Genomic DNA, 17,836 nt, shown 5'->3' on the forward strand with positions numbered 1-17,836 from the left:
TGGCAGAAAGCTTTGTACTACCAGAAAGGCAGGAAAGAAGTTATCCAAGGGCAGTAAAGAAAAGGCCTAGTCGCTATGCGACTAGGCCTTCAAGGAAGCGTAAATTATCTTAATTCACATGCATTAGAGCTTAGGCTCTGCTTGATTATTTTTAAGACTTTAAACTGACATTTTTTCAGCTATGGAATAAGCCTATTTTTTAGTTGGGCGTTTCCAACCTTTGATCGTACGTGCAGGCGTACGCGTGATCACTAGCTCATCTTCACCGATATTACGGTTAATGGTTGAGCCAGCGCCAATGGTTGCGCCAGCAGCAACTTTAACAGGCGCGATCAACTGAGTATCTGAACCAACAAATACATCGTCACCAATTTCTGTTTTAAATTTATTAGCACCATCATAGTTACAGGTAATAGTACCCGCACCGATATTTACATTTGCGCCAATATCAGCATCACCTAAATAGCTAAGATGACCCGCTTTAGAACCAAGGCCTAAACGTGCTTGCTTCATTTCAACGAAATTACCCACATGCGCACCAGTCAGTAATTCAGTGCCTGGACGTAGACGTGCAAATGGGCCTACAGTACACATTTCACCAACAGTCGCACCTTCAATTACGCTGTAAGGGCTAATGATACTGTTATCATCAATTTCACAATTCTTTAGCACGCAACCAGCACCGATAACCACGTTATCACCAATGCTTACGCTACCTTCAATAATAACGTTCACATCGATTTCAACATCAGTACCACATTGTAGTGCACCGCGTAAATCAAAGCGTGCTGGATCGCGCAGCATAACACCCTGTTCTAATAGGCGCTCAGCTTGCATACTCTGAAATGCACGCTCAAGACGCGCCAGTTGAACTCGGTTATTCACCCCTTCAACTTCAATCGCTAACGCAGGGTGTACCGCTTCAACAGCACGGCCTTCGTTATGTGCGATTTCGATAATATCAGTTAAGTAATATTCACCTTGAGCGTTCTCGTTCTTAAGTGAAGCTAACCAACGCTTAAGATCACCACCATTGGCAACCAACACACCAGTGTTAACTTCTTTAATTAGCTTTTGCTCTTCTGTTGCGTCTTTTTCTTCAACGATTGCCACAACCGGGCCATTACGACGCACAATACGGCCATAACCTGAAGGATCATCGAGTACAACAGTCAGTAATGCAATACCACCACTTGGTTGAGCATCAAGCAAGTTTTCTAATGTTTGTGCACTGATTAATGGTACATCACCGTACAAAATCAATGCTTTCTCATCATCAGCAAGATTTGGTACTGCCTGATTAACCGCGTGTCCGGTACCTAGTTGCTCTGCTTGTAATACCCAATTAACATTTTCTTTGGCTAGTACTTGCTGCATGGTATCGCCACCATGGCCATAAACTAGGTTGATGCTATTTGCACCAATATCATTACATGTATCGATAACATGCTTAACCATTGGCTTACCTGCAAGGGTATGAAGTACCTTGGGTAAGTTAGAGTACATACGGGTGCCTTTTCCCGCGGCAAGAATCACAGCACTAAAGCTCATGACGAGTATTCCTCTGAATGCATATAAAGTTTATATATCCCTATTGTACCTGTAGATGCACATAGGTTTAAGAATGATTTGCATATTTTAACTAAAAAATAACCAACAAAAAAACTCGTTATAAATAACTTTTATTTATACATGTTTAAAAATAAGCCATAACAATGACAACCATATATGCACGTTATTAATTAGTTAACCACATAGAGAACAACGATAAAAAAAGCGACCCTAAGGTCGCTTTCTATGGTGCAGTTATTCAATGATTAACGTGAACGTTTCGTCAATTCAATAACGCGTAGCTGAGCAATTGCTTTTGCTAGATCACTGGCTGCTTGGGCAAAATCGATATCACCATGCTGATTATGAATTCTCTCTTCAGCTTGGCGCTTTGCTTCTTCAGCTTTCGCAGTATCTAAATCAATACCACGAATAGCAGTGTCAGCAAGTACAGTTACGATACCAGGTTGCACTTCAAGCATGCCGCCAGAAAGATAAATAACCTCTTCTTTACCGCCTTGCTTAATAATACGTACCATACCTGGAGTAATCGCACTCAACAACGGCGTGTGGCCGGCATGAATACCGAGCTCACCTTCGCTACCTGTTACTTGAATATTTTCAGCACGACCAGAAAACAAACGTTTCTCAGCGCTGACGACATCCAGGTGAAAGGTTATCGCTGCCATATCGCCTCCTAATTAGCTTACAGTTTTTTGGCGTTTTCTAATACGTCTTCAATCGCACCACAGTACATAAATGCCTGCTCAGGGATATCGTCATATTCACCAGCTAAAATACCTTTAAAGCTACGTAACGTATCTTTTAGTGATACGTAAATACCAGGTGAACCGGTAAATACTTCTGCTACGTGGTAAGGCTGCGTTAGGAAACGTTCGATCTTACGCGCACGCGATACAGCTTGCTTATCTTCTTCAGATAGCTCATCCATACCTAGGATTGCGATGATATCTTTCAGCTCTTTATAACGCTGTAGTAAGCTTTGAACACCACGCGCAACGTCGTAATGCTCTTGACCTACTACCAATGGATCAAGCATACGAGATGTTGAATCCAATGGGTCGATCGCAGGGTATAGACCTAGCGATGCGATTTGACGTGATAGAACAACTGTCGCATCAAGGTGAGCAAACGTTGTTGCTGGTGATGGGTCAGTCAAGTCATCGGCAGGAACGTATACCGCCTGCACTGATGTGATAGAGCCTGACTTAGTTGATGTGATACGTTCTTGTAACACACCCATCTCTTCAGCAAGTGTTGGCTGGTAACCTACCGCAGAAGGCATACGACCCAATAGTGCTGACACCTCTGTTCCCGCAAGGGTGTAACGGTAGATGTTATCGATAAATAACAGTACGTCACGACCTTCATCACGGAAACGCTCAGCCATGGTTAAACCAGTCAAAGCAACACGTAGACGGTTACCTGGAGGCTCGTTCATCTGACCGTAAACCATTGCTACTTTAGATTCTTCAGGCTTCTCAAGGTTAACAACCCCAGCTTCCTGCATTTCAAAGTAGAAATCGTTACCTTCACGAGTACGCTCACCCACACCAGCAAACACTGATAAACCTGAGTGTTGTAGGGCGATGTTATTGATAAGCTCCATCATGTTAACGGTCTTACCAACACCCGCACCACCAAACAGACCGATTTTACCACCTTTAGCAAACGGACAGATAAGGTCGATAACCTTAACGCCTGTTTCTAGTAGCTCGGTTGCATTTGATTGTTCTTCATAGCTTGGCGCTGGACGGTGAATAGCGTAACGCTCTTGTTCACCGATTTCACCACACTCATCAATGGGTTGACCTAGAACGTTCATGATACGTCCTAGTGTTGCCGTACCCACTGGTACTTCAATAGGGCGGCCTGTATTTTCTACAGACAAACCACGACGTAAGCCATCAGAAGTACCCATTGCGATACCACGCACAACACCGCCACCAAGTTGCTGCTGAACTTCCAGTACTAACGTACCTTTCTCTTTCGCATCAACATGTAGGGCATCATATACTTTGGGTACAGAGTCCTGTGGAAACTCTACGTCGACTACTGCACCAATGATCTGGACGATCTTACCTGTAGCCATCGTTAATCCTCTAAACTTATTAATTCTTTGCCTTAAACAGCAGATGCACCAGAAACGATTTCTGATAATTCTTGTGTGATCGCCGCCTGACGGGCTTTGTTGTACACAAGTTGCAAGTCATCGATAAGATCACCTGCGTTATCTGTTGCAGCTTTCATTGCTACCATTCGTGCCGCTTGCTCACTGGCAAGGTTTTCAACCACGCCTTGATACACTTGTGATTCAACATAGCGAACCAATAAAGCATCAAGTAAAGGTTTAGGCTCGGGCTCATAAATATAATCCCAAGAATGATTGCGCTGCATCTCTTCGTCTTCTGACTTAGGCAAAGGCAACAATTGATCAATCACCGGTTCTTGCACCATGGTATTTACAAACTTGTTGTATACCAAATACAAACGATCTAATTGACCTTCATCATATTTCTTTAGCATTACGCCAACTGTACCGATCAGCTCGTCAACCGTTGGTGAATCACCAAGGCCTGAAACCTGAGCCGTTACGTTACCGCCGTAGTTGTTAAAAAAGGCCGTTGCTTTCGCGCCAATTAGCGCAAGATCAACTTCCGCACCTTTTTCAGTCCAAGTCTGAACATTATTAATGGCTTGTTTGAACAAGTTAATATTCAAACCACCACACAGACCACGATCAGTAGAAACAATGATGTAACCGACGCGCTTGGCTTCACGCTCTTCGAGATAAGGATGTTTATACTCAAGGCTACCAAGGGCGAGGTGACCGATCACTTTGCGCATAGTTTGTGCATATGGACGTGATGACTCCATCGCTTCTTGCGTTTTACGCATTTTAGAAGCGGCCACCATTTCCATCGCTTTGGTGATCTTCTGTGTATTTTGAACACTGCCGATCTTGTTACGAATCTCTTTTGCGCTGGCCATCGTCACTCTCCGTTAGAAGGTGATCGCTAAGCGATCACCCACCAATTACCAAGTTTGGGTCGCTTTGAAATCTTGCAGCAGTTTCGAGAACTGCGCTTCAATCTCATCGTTGTAAGCACCCGTTTTATCAATTTGAGCTACTAACTCAGCAAATTGACCTTTGGCAAATGAAAGCAACGCAGCTTCGAAATCAGCTAACTTGGCAATTTCAATATCGCCTAGGAAACCTTTTTCAGCAGCAAAAATAACAATAGCTTGCTCAAATACAGACATTGGCGAGTATTGCTTTTGCTTCATCAACTCAGTCACTTTTTGGCCGTGATCAAGTTGCTTCTTGGTTGCATCATCAAGGTCTGACGAGAACTGAGCAAACGCTGCTAGTTCACGGTACTGTGCTAGGGCAGTACGAATACCACCAGAAAGCTTCTTGATAACTTTAGTTTGGGCAGCACCACCTACACGCGATACAGAAATACCTGGATCAACCGCAGGACGAATACCCGCATTGAACAGTTCTGTTTGTAGGAAGATTTGACCATCAGTGATAGAGATAACGTTGGTCGGTACGAACGCCGATACGTCACCAGCTTGCGTTTCAATGATAGGTAGCGCAGTTAAAGAACCGGTTTTACCTGTCACTTCACCATTCGTAAATTTCTCAACGTAGTGCGCACTAACTCGTGATGCACGCTCAAGAAGACGAGAGTGAAGGTAGAAAACATCACCAGGGAATGCTTCACGGCCTGGTGGACGCTTCAGCAATAGTGAGATTTGACGATAAGCAACGGCTTGTTTAGACAAGTCATCGTATACGATCAGTGCATCTTCGCCACGGTCACGGAAATATTCACCCATTGCACAACCTGAGTAAGGTGCAAGGTATTGTAGTGCTGCCGCTTCAGAAGCAGATGCAACCACAACAATAGTGTTTTCCAATGCGCCGTGCTCTTCAAGTTTACGAACCACGTTCGCAATCGTTGAAGCTTTCTGGCCAATAGCCACATACACAGAGTAGATACCAGAATTTTTCTGGTTAATGATGGCATCGATAGCCATCGCAGTTTTACCCGTTTGACGGTCACCGATAATCAGCTCACGCTGACCACGACCGATAGGAATCATCGCATCCACTGCTTTGTAACCAGTTTGTACTGGTTGATCAACAGATTTACGATCGATTACACCCGGTGCAATTACTTCAACAGGAGAGAATGTCTCTGTTTCAATTGAACCTTTACCATCAATAGGCTGACCTAGGGTGTTAACAACACGCCCAAGTAGTGCAGGGCCAACAGGTACTTCAAGAATACGACCAGTACCGGTTACCTTCATGCCTTCTTGTAGCGAAGCATAAGGGCCCATAACTACCGCACCAACAGAGTCACGCTCAAGGTTAAGTGCTAAAGCGAACAGGCCGCCAGGTAGTTCAATCATTTCACCTTGCATTACGTCAGCAAGGCCATGGATTCGAATAATACCATCGCTTACAGAAACGATAGTACCTTCGTTACGCGCTTCACTTACAACGTTGAAGTTTTCAATACGTTGTTTGATCAGTGCGCTAATTTCCGTGGAATTAAGTTGCATGCTCCAATTCCCCAAATCAAGACAGCAAAGTATCGCTCAGACGGTTCAATTTTCCCCGTACAGAGTTATCGATAACAAGGTCTCCAGCTCTAATTACGACCCCAGCAATCAGGGTCTCGTCTACACTGCAGGTCAACATCACTTTACGTGCTAAACGCTGCTCAAGTTTGGCGCTGATCGCATCTAACTGGCTTTTATCAAGAACGATGGCAGAGATCACCATAGCTTCGATAGTTTTTTCATGCTCATGTTTCATCAGCATAAATTCACCACAGACATCAGGTAGCGCATTGAGGCGTCCATTTACAGCCATCACTTTAATTAAGTTAAGGCCGAATTCATCGAGTTGCTCACCGCACACTGAAACAAAAATTTCAGCGAGCTTGTCAGCGGCATAGCCACTATCAAGAATATCTTGCATAGTGTCATTAGTTGCCACAGCGCCAGCAAAAGTTAGCATTTCTGCCCACTGTGCTAGTTCGCCTTTCTCGACCGCAAAGTCAAATGCTGCTTTAGCGTAGGGGCGTGCGATAGTAGTCATATCCGACATGTGCTTGCCCCTTTAATTACAGTTCTGCAGTGAGTTCGTTAAGAATATCAGTTTGCGCTTCCATATCGATGGAGCGACCAATGATCTTCTCAGCGCCAATCACAGCTAGAGTTGCAACTTGTTTTCTTAACTCATCACGAGCACGATTACGTTCAGCTTCAATTTCAGCCAGACCTTGAGCAAGAATCTTTTCACGCTCAGCTTGGGCTTCAATTTTCGCATCATCGACAATTTGAGCTTTACGCTTATTTGCCTGTTCAATCAGCTCACTCGCGGCGCGTTTCGCTTCTTTCAATTGATCAGAAGCATTAGCTTGTGCAAGGTTCAGGTCTTTGGCAGCGCGATCTGCTGCTGCCAAACCGTCAGCAATTTTTTTCTGACGTTCTTCAATCGCTTCCATAATTGGCGGCCATACATATTTCATGCAGAACACGACAAAGAAGAAGAAAGCGATAGCCTGACCCAGCAAAGTTGCATTCATATTCACAACGCATCTCCTTAAAAAGGGTTGCTAGGGTCCATTTACTCTGGAGTCAGCCTTCTTGAGAAAGGCTGATCACAGCGGTTTATTAGCCAGCTAGTTGGCCAACAAATGGGTTTGCGAATGTGAATAGCAACGCGATTACGATACCGATCATTGGAACGGCGTCCAATAGACCTGCGATGATGAACATCTTAACTTGTAGCATTGGCGCCATTTCAGGTTGACGTGCAGCGCCTTCAAGGAATTTACCACCAAGAATTGCGAAGCCGATCGCTGTACCAAGGGAAGCAAGACCTACAATAATGCCCACGGCAATTGCAGAAAAGCTTAGTAAAGTTTCCATCACTATCTCCAGTTTATAGTTGTCGGCTAAAGTGCCAATAAAAAATCTAAAATTTACAAATAATCGTTAATGATTGTCTTCATGCGCCTGAGACAGGTACACAATAGTTAACATCATGAATACGAATGCTTGAATTGTAATGACCAGGATGTGGAAAATAGCCCACGGTACCGAGCCTAGCCATTGAGCCCACCACGGCATCAACGCCGCGATAAGAATAAACACCACTTCACCAGCAAACATGTTACCGAATAAACGCATACCTAAAGAAATTGGCTTCGCAATCAGCGATACCACTTCAAGTAGTAAGTTAAATGGAATCATTACTGGGTGATTGAACGGGTGAAGAGCCAGTTCTTTTGCAAAGCCGAGTAGACCTTTCACTTTGATGCTGTAGTAAATCATCAATGCGAATACACCTAACGCCATTGCCATAGTGATGTTAACGTCAGCACTTGGAACCACCTTCAAATAAGGAATTCCAACACTTTGTGCGGCATACGGAAGAAAATCAATTGGCACAAGGTCCATGATGTTCATCAGTAAAATCCAACAGAAAATGGTTAGTGCTAACGGAGCAACAAGTGGATTGCGGCCATGGAAAGTATCTTTAACGTTGGTATCAACGAATTCAACAATCATTTCCACAAAACATTGTAACTTGCTTGGAACTCCTGATGACGCCTGTTTTGCTACCTTACGAAATACCCATAAAAAGAATAATCCGGTTAAGACAGAAAAAATAAGGCTGTCGATATTTACCGTCCAGAAACTACCTTCACTCGCTAAACCTAGCTTATCAGTCGATAAGTTAGTTAAGTGGTGGGTTATGTAGCTTGACGGCGTTAGCGCTTCACCTGGCGCAGCCATAACTCATCCTATTTGTTGTTGTTAATGAATAAAACCGGTCCAAAAATATTAATACCAAGGACCAGCAAATAGGTTAGTTGGAGGGGAACAAGTTCCACCCCTTTATACAGGTAAGCTGCGGCAAAAAGGATGACTGTAATGAGGATTTTGAGCACTTCTCCGCCATAAAATGACGCCATGACTAATCGTGCCTTCCTGGCACCACTGTACATAAACGCACACATAGCAAATACGGCATTGGCAATTACAAAAATACCACCACCGATAAGTGCAGAGATTCCCCAGTCAACATTGACAGCGAAGACTGCCGTTAATGCCGTAACTACTACGACGCCAGATTGTAGTAACAGCAACCGCTTTGCCAATTGGCGTCCCGGTTTCACTAGCGCCGATACCATGTATTCGTTCCTCGAGTCCATTCCACGACACATGAGTGCAGGGAAATACAGCGAAAATTATACGGCTGAATAGATTGAATGCAATCTTATTGCAGCAAAAAAACATTTATATTTTACAACAAAATAACCCATCAACTTTCACATAACGCTTGAATTAATAATTCTCGCGACTAGATCACAAATCGTGACCAAGCATTGCAAGAATTTGCGTTAGTTTATCTTGTTGATCAAAATTAATAACAATTTTGCCTTTACCATTTTTATTTTGGTTTACGGCAACTTTAGTACCAAAACGCTCGCTCAAACTTAATTGCAATGCCACCGTTTGAGGTTGAGGTTGAGGTGCTAACTTCGCCGGCGTTTCAGTTGGATTTAATAACGTTTTTACTAGCTTTTCAGCCTCACGCACAGTTAACAACTTATTGATGATAATTTGTGCAGCAGCTAACTGTTGTTGCTCGTCTAAGGCCAATAAAGCCCTTGCATGACCCATTTCTAACTGTTTTTGCTCAACCAATTGTTTGACGGCGTCAGATAATTGGTTCAATCGCAATAAATTAGAAACCGCGGCACGTGATTTACCTACCGCATCGGCAACTTGTTGATGCGTTAATGAAAACTCTTGTTGTAAACGTTCTAGCGCACGCGCTTCTTCGATTGCATTAAGATCTTCACGTTGAATATTTTCAATCAGCGCAATCGCCACCGTAGCACGATCATCAACATTTTTAATAATACAAGGTACAACCTGTAGACCCGCTTGACGGGCTGCTTGCCAGCGACGCTCACCGGCAATGATTTCATAACTTTGGCTATCAATACGGCGTACAACAATCGGTTGAATCACACCTTGAGCACGAATCGATTCCGCTAATTCAGTTAACGCATCAGCCGCCATTGCTTTACGAGGCTGATATTGACCTGATTTAAGTGCGGTAACTGCAATCTGGCGTAATTCACCATCAACGGCAGCCTGTTGTGATGCGTTGTCATCACTTTGCTGTTTTTTAGCTTGAGCAACATTGCTGGTGGCTAATAGGGCATCAAGGCCTTTGCCCAAGCCTCGTTTATTGAAATTCATGGAAAACCTTACGCTTCAACCTGGGGGGCTTGCAGTGCTAATTCATCACGGCGAATCATTTCACCGGCTAACGCTAAATACGCCTTAGCACCACTAGAATATTTGTCATAATACATTGCAGGGCGACCGTGACTTGGCGCTTCAGCAAGACGAACATTGCGAGGAATAACAGTGCGATATACTTTATCACCAAAGTGTTTTTTAAGCTGTTGTGACACTTCATTTGAAAGTCGGTTACGGGGATCAAACATGGTCCGCAATAACCCTTCAATTTTGAGATCACTATTAACAACCGCGGTTAATTTACTGATGGTGTCCATCAATGCGGTTAAACCTTCAAGGGCAAAATATTCACACTGCATCGGCACTAACACTGAGTCAGCTGCCGTCATCGCATTGATTGTTAATAAGTTTAGAGATGGCGGACAATCGATAAAAATATAATCGTAATTGTCACGAACAGGCGCCAGTGCATTACGTAATCGCGTCTCACGGGAAAACACTTCCATCAATTTAATTTCAGCTGCAGTTACATCGCCATTAGCGGCTATCAAATGATAGCCACCCGTGGTTTCGTTAATAACAACCTGATTAAATGGGGTTTCTTCAACAAGAAGATCATAAGCGGTAGATTCGACTTGATATTTGTCGACCCCACTAGCCATGGTAGCGTTACCTTGAGGATCGAGATCGATCACTAATACTTTACGCTGCGTAGCAGCCAATGAAGCAGCCAGATTGACACACGATGTTGTTTTACCAACACCACCTTTCTGATTTGCAACAGCTATGATTCTTCCCACAAAAAAAACCTCAACAATTAATCTTTTGCCGTTAAAACAACTAAATGACGTTCACCATCAAGTTCAGGTACTTGCAAAGATTTAACTTCAACAACAGTACACCATTCAGGTAAATCGGAGACTTCATCCTGATGGTACTGACCTTTAAGAGCGAAAAACTGGCCGCCTGACTTAGGCAAATGGTGACACCAATTAACCATGTCTGACATTGAAGCAAAGGCACGACTTAATACCGCATCAAAACCTTCACCGGGATCAAACTCTTCAACTCGACTTTGAACTGCAGTCACATTGGTAATTTTTAGCTCATGGATCACTTGGCGAATAAATCGAATTCGTTTACCTAAGCTATCAAGCAGCGTAAATGATTTATGCGGGCACATAATTGCTAATGGAATTCCAGGTAAACCCGGCCCCGTACCCACATCAATGTAACGCTCACCATCTAAATATTGGCTAACAACAATGCTATCCATAATGTGTTTAACTAACATTTCATTAGGATCACGCACAGAAGTCAAATTATACGCTTTATTCCACTTATGCAGCAGTTGCACATAACCAATCAATTGATCGAGTTGTTGTTCTGTGACCTGCAGGTCAGTTTGAGCGATAAGTTGTATTAAACGTTGTTTCATTATCGAGCCCTTATTCGCCTTTTTTAAGCAAGCCGTGTTTTTTCAAATAAACCAATAGTAATGAAATAGCGGCTGGTGTAATACCTGAAATACGTGATGCCATGCCTACAGATTCAGGCTTCGCATCATTAAGCTTAATTACGACTTCGTTTGATAAACCTTTCACTAAGCTGTAATCAAGATCAAAAGGTAGTTTAGTGGTCTCATGGCGTAATGATTTTTCAACTTCATCACGTTGGCGATCAATATAACCTTGGTATTTAATCTGAATTTCAACTTGCTCACGCGCTTCAATGTCTTCGTGTGCTGGCGCGAACGTTTCAATTGTCGTTAATTGTTCGTAAGTAACTTCAGGGCGACGAAGAAGATCCTCACCATTCGCTTCACGAACGATCGGTGACTTAAGGATCTTATTTAAACTCTCAATATGATTCGAGTTTGGATTAACCCAAATCTCTTTCAAACGTTGACGCTCTTGTTCCATATTTTCTAATTTTTGATTGAAACGCGCCCAGCGCTCATCATCAACTAGACCTAATTCACGTCCCATTGGTGTTAGACGTAAATCAGCATTATCTTCACGTAACAACAAGCGATATTCCGCACGTGACGTAAACATACGGTACGGTTCTTTAGTACCAATCGTTGATAAATCATCGATCAATACGCCCATGTACGCTTGATCACGACGTGGACTCCAACCTTCTTTGTCTTGGGTTTGAAGGGCAGCGTTCATGCCTGCCATTAGGCCTTGAGCGGCGGCTTCTTCGTAACCGGTCGTACCGTTAATTTGTCCCGCAAAGAACAATCCATCAATGTATTTATTTTCAAAGGTTTGTTTAAGATCGCGCGGGTCAAAGAAATCATACTCAATCGCATAACCAGGACGCATAATGGTTGCGTTCTCAAATCCTTTCATTGAGCGCACAATTTGCATCTGAACATCAAACGGTAAGCTTGTAGAAATACCATTTGGATACAGTTCATTGGTGGTTAAGCCTTCAGGCTCAATGAAGATTTGGTGACTATTTTTATCCGCAAAACGCATCACTTTATCTTCAATTGAAGGGCAGTAGCGAGGGCCAATACCTTCAATCACACCAGCATACATTGGGCTACGATCAAGGTTATTACGAATAACCTCATGCGTACGCTCGTTGGTGTAAGTAATAAAACATGGAATTTGACGAGGATGATCCGATTGTTTCCCCATGAAAGAAAATGTTGGGGTTGGATTATCACCATGTTGGGTTTCAAGAATACTTAAATCAACAGTGCGTGCATCAATACGTGGTGGAGTACCTGTTTTTAAGCGATCAACCCGTAACGGTAATTCACGGAGACGATCCGCAAGTGCATTTGATGCAGGATCACCAGTACGACCGCCACTGTAGTTTTCTAGACCAATATGAATTTTACCGCCAAGGAATGTACCGACGGTTAATACCACAGCTTTTGCGTGGAATTTTAAACCCATTTCAGTCACTACACCGGTAGTGCGATGGTTTTCAACAATTAAATCTGTTACAGCTTGTTGGAAAATCATTAAATTAGGCTGATTTTCCAATACGTTACGTACTGCTGCTTTGTAAAGTGCACGGTCTGCTTGTGCACGTGTTGCCCGAACTGCAGGGCCTTTGGAAGAGTTGAGTGTACGGAATTGAATTCCGCCTTTATCGATAGCATGTGCCATCAAGCCACCAAGGGCGTCAACTTCTTTAACCAGGTGTCCTTTCCCGATCCCGCCGATAGCTGGGTTGCACGACATTTGGCCCAACGTATCGATATTATGGGTCAATAGTAAGGTTTTTTGTCCCATTCGGGCAGCTGCCAGTGCCGCTTCGGTACCGGCATGACCACCACCCACAACGATGACATCAAATTTTTCCTGGTAAAACATGAAACTTCCTCAGGTATTTAAATAGCCAGTGAGTTAACTAGAGCAAAGGGCGGACATTCTATCCTGTTTCTTGGCAAGAGAGAATCTTTCATCAAGATCATTTGATCGCCCATTTACGTCTCTTAAATATATATAAGATCTTTTTAAAGAGATCTTCTATTAGATCTACTATTAGGATCCACTGATCGTGTGGATAACCGCTAAATGATCCTTATGATCATGTATTTATAGACGATCATTTGTTGTGGAGTAGCTTGGATCTTCCAGAGGATAGGCTGGGATCAAAATAGCTACTTATACACAGGGGCAGAGGGGTCTATAAGTTATTAAATGGATAACTATGGGTTGATCACCGTTTAGATCTATAGTTATCCACAGATAAAAGCATTAAATAGGATTTCAAATTGAGTAACTATTGACCACTTTTTAATCATTTAATACATTTTGCCATTCTTCAAGCCATATTTCTGCGGCATCTTCAGGTACTGGTGTCATTGAAACATCAATATCAAGTCGTTCACCAAGCTGTGTTGCACCTAATGAGAGTAAGCGTGCTTGAATATTTTTACCTGCAGCACAGAAAGTATCGTAATTACTGTCTCCAAGCCCAATAACGGCAAATTTTAGCTGATCAAGAGTGGGATTCTGATCAGCAAGAGCATTTGCAAAGGCGATAAAGTTATCTGGATAATCACCGGCCCCATGGGTTGAACAAATAATAAGCCAAATGGTGTCTTGGTTTAATTGATCAAATTGAGGTTGGTTTGTGATATCGGTTTGATGACCTTGTGCGGTAAGTAAATCGGCTACATGATCGGCGACATATTCAGCACCACCAAGCGTGCTGCCAGTGATCAGCGTAATAGTTGACATAATTGTCCTCAAATTGGCGTTAGATGGGATCATCGATATGAAATGATGAATACCAGCTTGAGATTGTACTGAGATCAAACCCTATAAAGATAGCCTTTATGGCATAAGTGACCATTTTTATTCACTGACAGGGTATTTTTTTTATCCACCAGCATCAAGTGGGGATGAAACAGGGAAAAAATGTGGGTATTTATACAAAAAAATGAAGTTTTATAGCAATTAAGATGATCATTACGGCGATGGAAGATAAAAGGGATTTGGTCTTAATAAAAGATCTTACCCACATGATCCCCTTATTGTTTGCACAAGCTTATGATCTTTAATTATTGCGATCATCATACTGATCGCAATAATTAAATGATCTTGTTTTTTCGAGGTAAAATAACCAGTTTTTGGGTGGTTGGATGAGGGATAACGCTGACATGGTGGTGATAAAGTGCATTAATTTGGGCGGATGTTAATACGTTTTGAGGTGTATCAAAGGCAATTTGTTGGCCTTGTTCAAGCAATAATAAACGATCGCAAAATGTGATGGCCGTATTAAGGTTATGAATGGCAATTAGTGCGCTTTTGCCTTGTTGGCAATGGTGGCTCAAAATATTAAGTAAGAGCGACTCATGGCCAATATCAAGGCTGGCTGTGGGCTCATCAAGTAGCATAATGGCGGCATTTTGAATCAGTAACCGTGCAAAATGTACCCGTTGTTGTTCACCACCAGAGAGTTGGTTGATTGGGCGTTTTAATAATGGTTTTATCTCTAACTGATTAATAATGCTTGTTATTTTTTGTTCTGATATCGACGAGGATTGGTGATGGCCATAATGAATAATATCTTGAACCACAAAGCCAAATGCGGGTTCGGTGTGCTGAGGTAAATAACTTAAATATTGTGCCCGTTGTTGATGGTTGTAGCTGCTGAGAGGGCGTTCAAATAGAGAAATATTGCCACTTTTAGGTGCAACAAAACCGCTCAGGCATTTTAATAAGGTACTTTTCCCTGCGCCATTAGGGCCGATAATTCCGACTAACTCACCGGGATTAATTGCAAAATTGATATTCTGCAATAATGGTTGTGATCCTTGGTAATAATTTAATTGGGTTATTTTCAGTGATGGGATCATGATGGTAATCCTTTATATTGGCTGCGTATGAGTAGAGCAATAAAATAGATCCCGCCTATAACCGCGGTGATAATCCCCGTTTTTAATTCATTGGGAGCAATAACTGTACGGGCAATAAGATCACACGCTAATAAAAACATTGCGCCAAATAATGCTGAAAACGGTAATAAAATACGATTATTCGGTCCTATTAGTAACCGTGCTAAATGCGGCACTATTAAGCCAATAAAACCAATTGGGCCCGCTACAGCAATGGCCATTGCGGTGAGTAAGGTGGTCAGTAGTAATAATAATCGGCGGCTGTGGTTAACATTTATTCCCATGCCGTGGGCATTTTGCTCACCTAAAGCCAGTAAATTTAAGGTCTGACCGTGGCGTAATAGTAGCCATCCTGTAATGATAATAATGGGGGTTGGCCATAATAATTGTTGCCATGTACGCGCGTCTAATCCTCCCATGGTCCAAAAGACAAACTCACTCACTTCATATTGTTGAGCGGTTAACAATACGCCCATGGTTAATCCACCTAATAAACTCGACACGGCGAGCCCGGCTAAAATGATGAATAAACCATGTTGTTGAGTTTGACGAGCAATTAAATAAACGATTGTTGCCGTTATTAATGCGCCGATGGCTGTAACAAGGGGTAATAACGCAGGATTGACGACCGTTAAGCCACTGACAATCGCCACCACTGCTGCAAAGCTACTGCCTGCACTGATACCTAAGATATCGGGGCTAGCGAGGGGATTTCTAAACAAACCTTGGCTGCATGCTCCAGCTAACGCTAACGCACTTCCGGCTAATATAGCGGCACAAGCGCGGGGCAAACGGATCTGTAATATGATGGCTGAGGCGAGGGGATGTTGTTGCTGAGCTAAGGTTTCCCCTCCCTGAATATAACTGGCAAGCATGGCAACAATATCATGCATGGGAATGGCAACTGATCCGAGGCTCAAATAAAGCATGAGTAGCACCAGTAATGCGGTAACGGCTAATAGACCTTGAACGGGTTTAATGTATGGATGGGTGAACATGAGACTGATAAACCTTATGATTAAGGTAGATGATAGCATCGGCAATATATTGGCTATCGGTTGAACGTAATGAATGTGGCAAGCTGATAACGCGGCGATCACGAATGGCCGTTAATGTTTGCAAGGCTGGATCGTGTAATAGCTGTTGTTTAAAGCCATTGTTATTTTCACCTGGAATAATAATTACATCAGGGTTTAGGGCTAACAGTTGTTCTTTCGCTATTGGAACTTGGCCAAATTTATCGCCATTGGTATTGGCAATCACGTTGTTAAGCTGGGCGTGACTAATAATGGTATTGATAGTGGAGTTATGATTGCTGGATGCGCCCCAGGGGGTGTATTCAATAGCAGTTAGCTTGTGCTGTGGAATAATAACCTGTTGTTTAAGTTTGGTGTTCATCTTGTCAACCACTGCCATCGCCGCTGCATTTTTATTGACGAGCTTGCCAACTAATAAAATGTTTTGTTCAATATTTTTGAGGCTATAAACGGTTTTAATAACAAAAACATTGATACCTGCTGCACGTAATTGAGCAATTTTAGGTCCATCACTCCAACTGGCCACCAGCACTAAATCTGGACGTTCGGCAATGATACGTTCCACGTTTAGATCACGTAGCGGTAATGTCTCTGGAATTTTATCGGCAATAATTGAATAAGTCGGGTCCTTACTTAAACGACTTAAACTGGTGATGTTTTTTAAGGGCAATAGTGCCATTAATACTTGATCACTAAACATGCTTTTAGAGTCAACTTGTGTCGGCATCGTGGTTAATGTCAAGGGGTGCTGACTGGCATCGGTGACGGTGATAGGGTATGAGGTTTGTGCACTTAAACAGGCTGTGCTAGTGCATAGGCAGCCTATAAAAAATAAATTTTTAAGTCGTGAATACATAATTTTCCATATGCTGCTAATAGTGAGCTTACCTCATCCTTGGTAAGCAAATTTTGCGGACATAGTTAGTGATTTTTTGAGCGCTGTCAATGGTCGTCTTCTGTTAGAATTACGTATATTTGGCAAGGAATAACACAGTTATGGTATTAAAATTTTCGGGTGATATTGATGAACTTGCTTATCCCTTTATTTTTGAAGATTCCCCGTTATGTGATTTTGAAATTCTCACCGATGAATTATGTACGTATGTGGGATTAGCCATTTCACAACTGCAAGATGATGAAGTGCGACAATCTTTATCATGGTTACAACCACGTATTTTTAACCTCAATGGATCTATTCGAGGTAAGTGCGGTATTTTTGAAGCGGATATTATTAAGTTGAAAGCGGATTATCATTATTTTCGCGCCCAAGTAACCGATAACAATAAGCGCTTTGTATTACCACGAGGGATAGGCGCGGTGGTGCAATTACATCAATGTCGGAGTTTATCGAAGAAGGTGGTGCGTCAATTAGTTAACGTTGATGCGGTGGGTAAAAAGGTGCCTGAAACATTACCTCGATTCAGTAATTTGTTGGTGAATTACTTTTTTGCATTAACGCGAGTGCTTAATCAGCAGGCTGGGATTGAAGAGCCTGAATATATCAGCATAAATTATCCTTCGCCCGAAGCTAAATAATAATAAAAAACGC

Annotated in this window: 19 protein-coding genes; 1 reads left to right on the forward strand and 18 read right to left on the reverse strand. The window is 42.6% G+C overall.

Translation table 11 applies throughout. The features are described from left to right. Nucleotides 1-192: 192 nt before the first annotated feature. The 18 genes from glmU to C9I86_RS18085 all read right to left on the reverse strand — a co-directional run bounded on the left by glmU (nt 193) and on the right by C9I86_RS18085 (nt 17,143). On the reverse strand, nt 193-1,551 hold the full coding sequence (gene glmU / locus C9I86_RS18000; protein WP_080159065.1) for a bifunctional UDP-N-acetylglucosamine diphosphorylase/glucosamine-1-phosphate N-acetyltransferase GlmU: 1,359 nt from the start codon (nt 1,549-1,551) through the stop codon (nt 193-195). Nucleotides 1,552-1,817: 266 nt separating this feature from the next. Then, nucleotides 1,818-2,240, reverse strand: a complete 423-nt coding sequence (locus C9I86_RS18005) for a F0F1 ATP synthase subunit epsilon (protein WP_080159064.1) — start codon at nt 2,238-2,240, stop codon at nt 1,818-1,820. A gap of 17 nt (nt 2,241-2,257) precedes the next feature. Then, nucleotides 2,258-3,664, reverse strand: a complete 1,407-nt coding sequence (gene atpD / locus C9I86_RS18010; protein WP_080159063.1) for a F0F1 ATP synthase subunit beta — start codon at nt 3,662-3,664, stop codon at nt 2,258-2,260. Nucleotides 3,665-3,696: 32 nt separating this feature from the next. Continuing rightward, on the reverse strand, nt 3,697-4,563 hold the full coding sequence (gene atpG, locus C9I86_RS18015; protein ID WP_080159062.1) for a F0F1 ATP synthase subunit gamma: 867 nt from the start codon (nt 4,561-4,563) through the stop codon (nt 3,697-3,699). Nucleotides 4,564-4,608: 45 nt separating this feature from the next. Beyond that, nucleotides 4,609-6,150: a F0F1 ATP synthase subunit alpha gene (gene atpA / locus C9I86_RS18020; protein ID WP_080159061.1), complete on the reverse strand. Its 1,542-nt coding sequence runs from the start codon at nt 6,148-6,150 to the stop codon at nt 4,609-4,611. Between the two features lie 16 nt (nt 6,151-6,166). Next, on the reverse strand, nt 6,167-6,700 hold the full coding sequence (gene atpH, locus C9I86_RS18025) for a F0F1 ATP synthase subunit delta (protein ID WP_107277103.1): 534 nt from the start codon (nt 6,698-6,700) through the stop codon (nt 6,167-6,169). 16 nt (nt 6,701-6,716) lie between these two features. Next, nucleotides 6,717-7,187, reverse strand: a complete 471-nt coding sequence (atpF, locus tag C9I86_RS18030; RefSeq protein ID WP_080159059.1) for a F0F1 ATP synthase subunit B — start codon at nt 7,185-7,187, stop codon at nt 6,717-6,719. Between the two features lie 82 nt (nt 7,188-7,269). After that, nucleotides 7,270-7,527, reverse strand: a complete 258-nt coding sequence (gene atpE, locus C9I86_RS18035; protein ID WP_012551447.1) for a F0F1 ATP synthase subunit C — start codon at nt 7,525-7,527, stop codon at nt 7,270-7,272. A gap of 66 nt (nt 7,528-7,593) precedes the next feature. Then, nucleotides 7,594-8,397 (reverse strand): F0F1 ATP synthase subunit A, encoded by an 804-nt coding sequence (atpB, locus tag C9I86_RS18040; RefSeq protein WP_080159058.1) that lies wholly within the window; start codon nt 8,395-8,397, stop codon nt 7,594-7,596. Between the two features lie 8 nt (nt 8,398-8,405). Next, nucleotides 8,406-8,795 (reverse strand): F0F1 ATP synthase subunit I, encoded by a 390-nt coding sequence (locus C9I86_RS18045; protein WP_080159057.1) that lies wholly within the window; start codon nt 8,793-8,795, stop codon nt 8,406-8,408. Between the two features lie 175 nt (nt 8,796-8,970). Continuing rightward, nucleotides 8,971-9,876 carry a ParB/RepB/Spo0J family partition protein gene (locus tag C9I86_RS18050; RefSeq protein WP_107277104.1) on the reverse strand — a complete coding sequence of 302 codons (906 nt, stop codon included), beginning with the start codon at nt 9,874-9,876 and terminating at the stop codon, nt 8,971-8,973. An 8-nt stretch (nt 9,877-9,884) separates the two neighbouring features. After that, nucleotides 9,885-10,679 carry a ParA family protein gene (locus C9I86_RS18055; protein WP_080159055.1) on the reverse strand — a complete coding sequence of 265 codons (795 nt, stop codon included), beginning with the start codon at nt 10,677-10,679 and terminating at the stop codon, nt 9,885-9,887. A 17-nt stretch (nt 10,680-10,696) separates the two neighbouring features. Next, on the reverse strand, nt 10,697-11,317 hold the full coding sequence (gene rsmG / locus C9I86_RS18060; protein WP_080159054.1) for a 16S rRNA (guanine(527)-N(7))-methyltransferase RsmG: 621 nt from the start codon (nt 11,315-11,317) through the stop codon (nt 10,697-10,699). Nucleotides 11,318-11,327: 10 nt separating this feature from the next. Next, nucleotides 11,328-13,217: a tRNA uridine-5-carboxymethylaminomethyl(34) synthesis enzyme MnmG gene (mnmG, locus tag C9I86_RS18065; RefSeq protein WP_080159053.1), complete on the reverse strand. Its 1,890-nt coding sequence runs from the start codon at nt 13,215-13,217 to the stop codon at nt 11,328-11,330. A gap of 426 nt (nt 13,218-13,643) precedes the next feature. Next, nucleotides 13,644-14,090, reverse strand: a complete 447-nt coding sequence (gene mioC / locus C9I86_RS18070) for an FMN-binding protein MioC (RefSeq protein ID WP_080159052.1) — start codon at nt 14,088-14,090, stop codon at nt 13,644-13,646. 353 nt (nt 14,091-14,443) lie between these two features. Continuing rightward, nucleotides 14,444-15,211 carry an ABC transporter ATP-binding protein gene (locus tag C9I86_RS18075; RefSeq protein WP_107277105.1) on the reverse strand — a complete coding sequence of 256 codons (768 nt, stop codon included), beginning with the start codon at nt 15,209-15,211 and terminating at the stop codon, nt 14,444-14,446. Next, a complete protein-coding gene (locus tag C9I86_RS18080; protein ID WP_107277106.1) occupies nt 15,208-16,248 on the reverse strand; it encodes an iron ABC transporter permease in 1,041 nt (346 codons plus the stop codon). Before C9I86_RS18080 ends, C9I86_RS18075 begins: the two co-directional genes overlap by 4 nt. Beyond that, nucleotides 16,226-17,143 carry an ABC transporter substrate-binding protein gene (locus tag C9I86_RS18085; RefSeq protein WP_080159049.1) on the reverse strand — a complete coding sequence of 306 codons (918 nt, stop codon included), beginning with the start codon at nt 17,141-17,143 and terminating at the stop codon, nt 16,226-16,228. Before C9I86_RS18085 ends, C9I86_RS18080 begins: the two co-directional genes overlap by 23 nt. Nucleotides 17,144-17,283: 140 nt before the next feature. Between C9I86_RS18085 and C9I86_RS18090 the strand changes: the two genes are divergently transcribed. Continuing rightward, nucleotides 17,284-17,823, forward strand: coding sequence for a cobalamin adenosyltransferase (locus C9I86_RS18090; protein ID WP_080159048.1), 540 nt, complete (start codon nt 17,284-17,286; stop codon nt 17,821-17,823). Nucleotides 17,824-17,836 lie beyond the last annotated feature (13 nt).

This window comes from Photobacterium sp. NCIMB 13483 (assembly GCF_003025475.1).
In the GTDB taxonomy this organism is placed as follows: Bacteria; Pseudomonadota; Gammaproteobacteria; order Enterobacterales; family Vibrionaceae; genus Photobacterium; species Photobacterium piscicola.

Bases quoted from the DNA above. Each gene is read 5' to 3' on its own strand.
- rsmG (WP_080159054.1), bottom strand. From the start codon at position 11,317: ATGAAACAACGTTTAATACAACTTATCGCTCAAACTGACCTGCAGGTC.
- C9I86_RS18045 (WP_080159057.1), bottom strand. From the start codon at position 8,795: ATGGTATCGGCGCTAGTGAAACCGGGACGCCAATTGGCAAAGCGGTTG.
- glmU (WP_080159065.1), bottom strand. From the start codon at position 1,551: ATGAGCTTTAGTGCTGTGATTCTTGCCGCGGGAAAAGGCACCCGTATG.
- C9I86_RS18085 (WP_080159049.1), bottom strand. From the start codon at position 17,143: ATGTATTCACGACTTAAAAATTTATTTTTTATAGGCTGCCTATGCACT.
- atpG (WP_080159062.1), bottom strand. From the start codon at position 4,563: ATGGCCAGCGCAAAAGAGATTCGTAACAAGATCGGCAGTGTTCAAAAT.
- C9I86_RS18005 (WP_080159064.1), bottom strand. From the start codon at position 2,240: ATGGCAGCGATAACCTTTCACCTGGATGTCGTCAGCGCTGAGAAACGT.
- atpB (WP_080159058.1), bottom strand. From the start codon at position 8,397: ATGGCTGCGCCAGGTGAAGCGCTAACGCCGTCAAGCTACATAACCCAC.
- C9I86_RS18080 (WP_107277106.1), bottom strand. From the start codon at position 16,248: ATGTTCACCCATCCATACATTAAACCCGTTCAAGGTCTATTAGCCGTT.
- mioC (WP_080159052.1), bottom strand. From the start codon at position 14,090: ATGTCAACTATTACGCTGATCACTGGCAGCACGCTTGGTGGTGCTGAA.
- atpE (WP_012551447.1), bottom strand. From the start codon at position 7,527: ATGGAAACTTTACTAAGCTTTTCTGCAATTGCCGTGGGCATTATTGTA.
- C9I86_RS18090 (WP_080159048.1), top strand. From the start codon at position 17,284: ATGGTATTAAAATTTTCGGGTGATATTGATGAACTTGCTTATCCCTTT.
- atpH (WP_107277103.1), bottom strand. From the start codon at position 6,700: ATGTCGGATATGACTACTATCGCACGCCCCTACGCTAAAGCAGCATTT.
- atpA (WP_080159061.1), bottom strand. From the start codon at position 6,150: ATGCAACTTAATTCCACGGAAATTAGCGCACTGATCAAACAACGTATT.
- C9I86_RS18075 (WP_107277105.1), bottom strand. From the start codon at position 15,211: ATGATCCCATCACTGAAAATAACCCAATTAAATTATTACCAAGGATCA.
- C9I86_RS18050 (WP_107277104.1), bottom strand. From the start codon at position 9,876: ATGAATTTCAATAAACGAGGCTTGGGCAAAGGCCTTGATGCCCTATTA.
- atpD (WP_080159063.1), bottom strand. From the start codon at position 3,664: ATGGCTACAGGTAAGATCGTCCAGATCATTGGTGCAGTAGTCGACGTA.
- mnmG (WP_080159053.1), bottom strand. From the start codon at position 13,217: ATGTTTTACCAGGAAAAATTTGATGTCATCGTTGTGGGTGGTGGTCAT.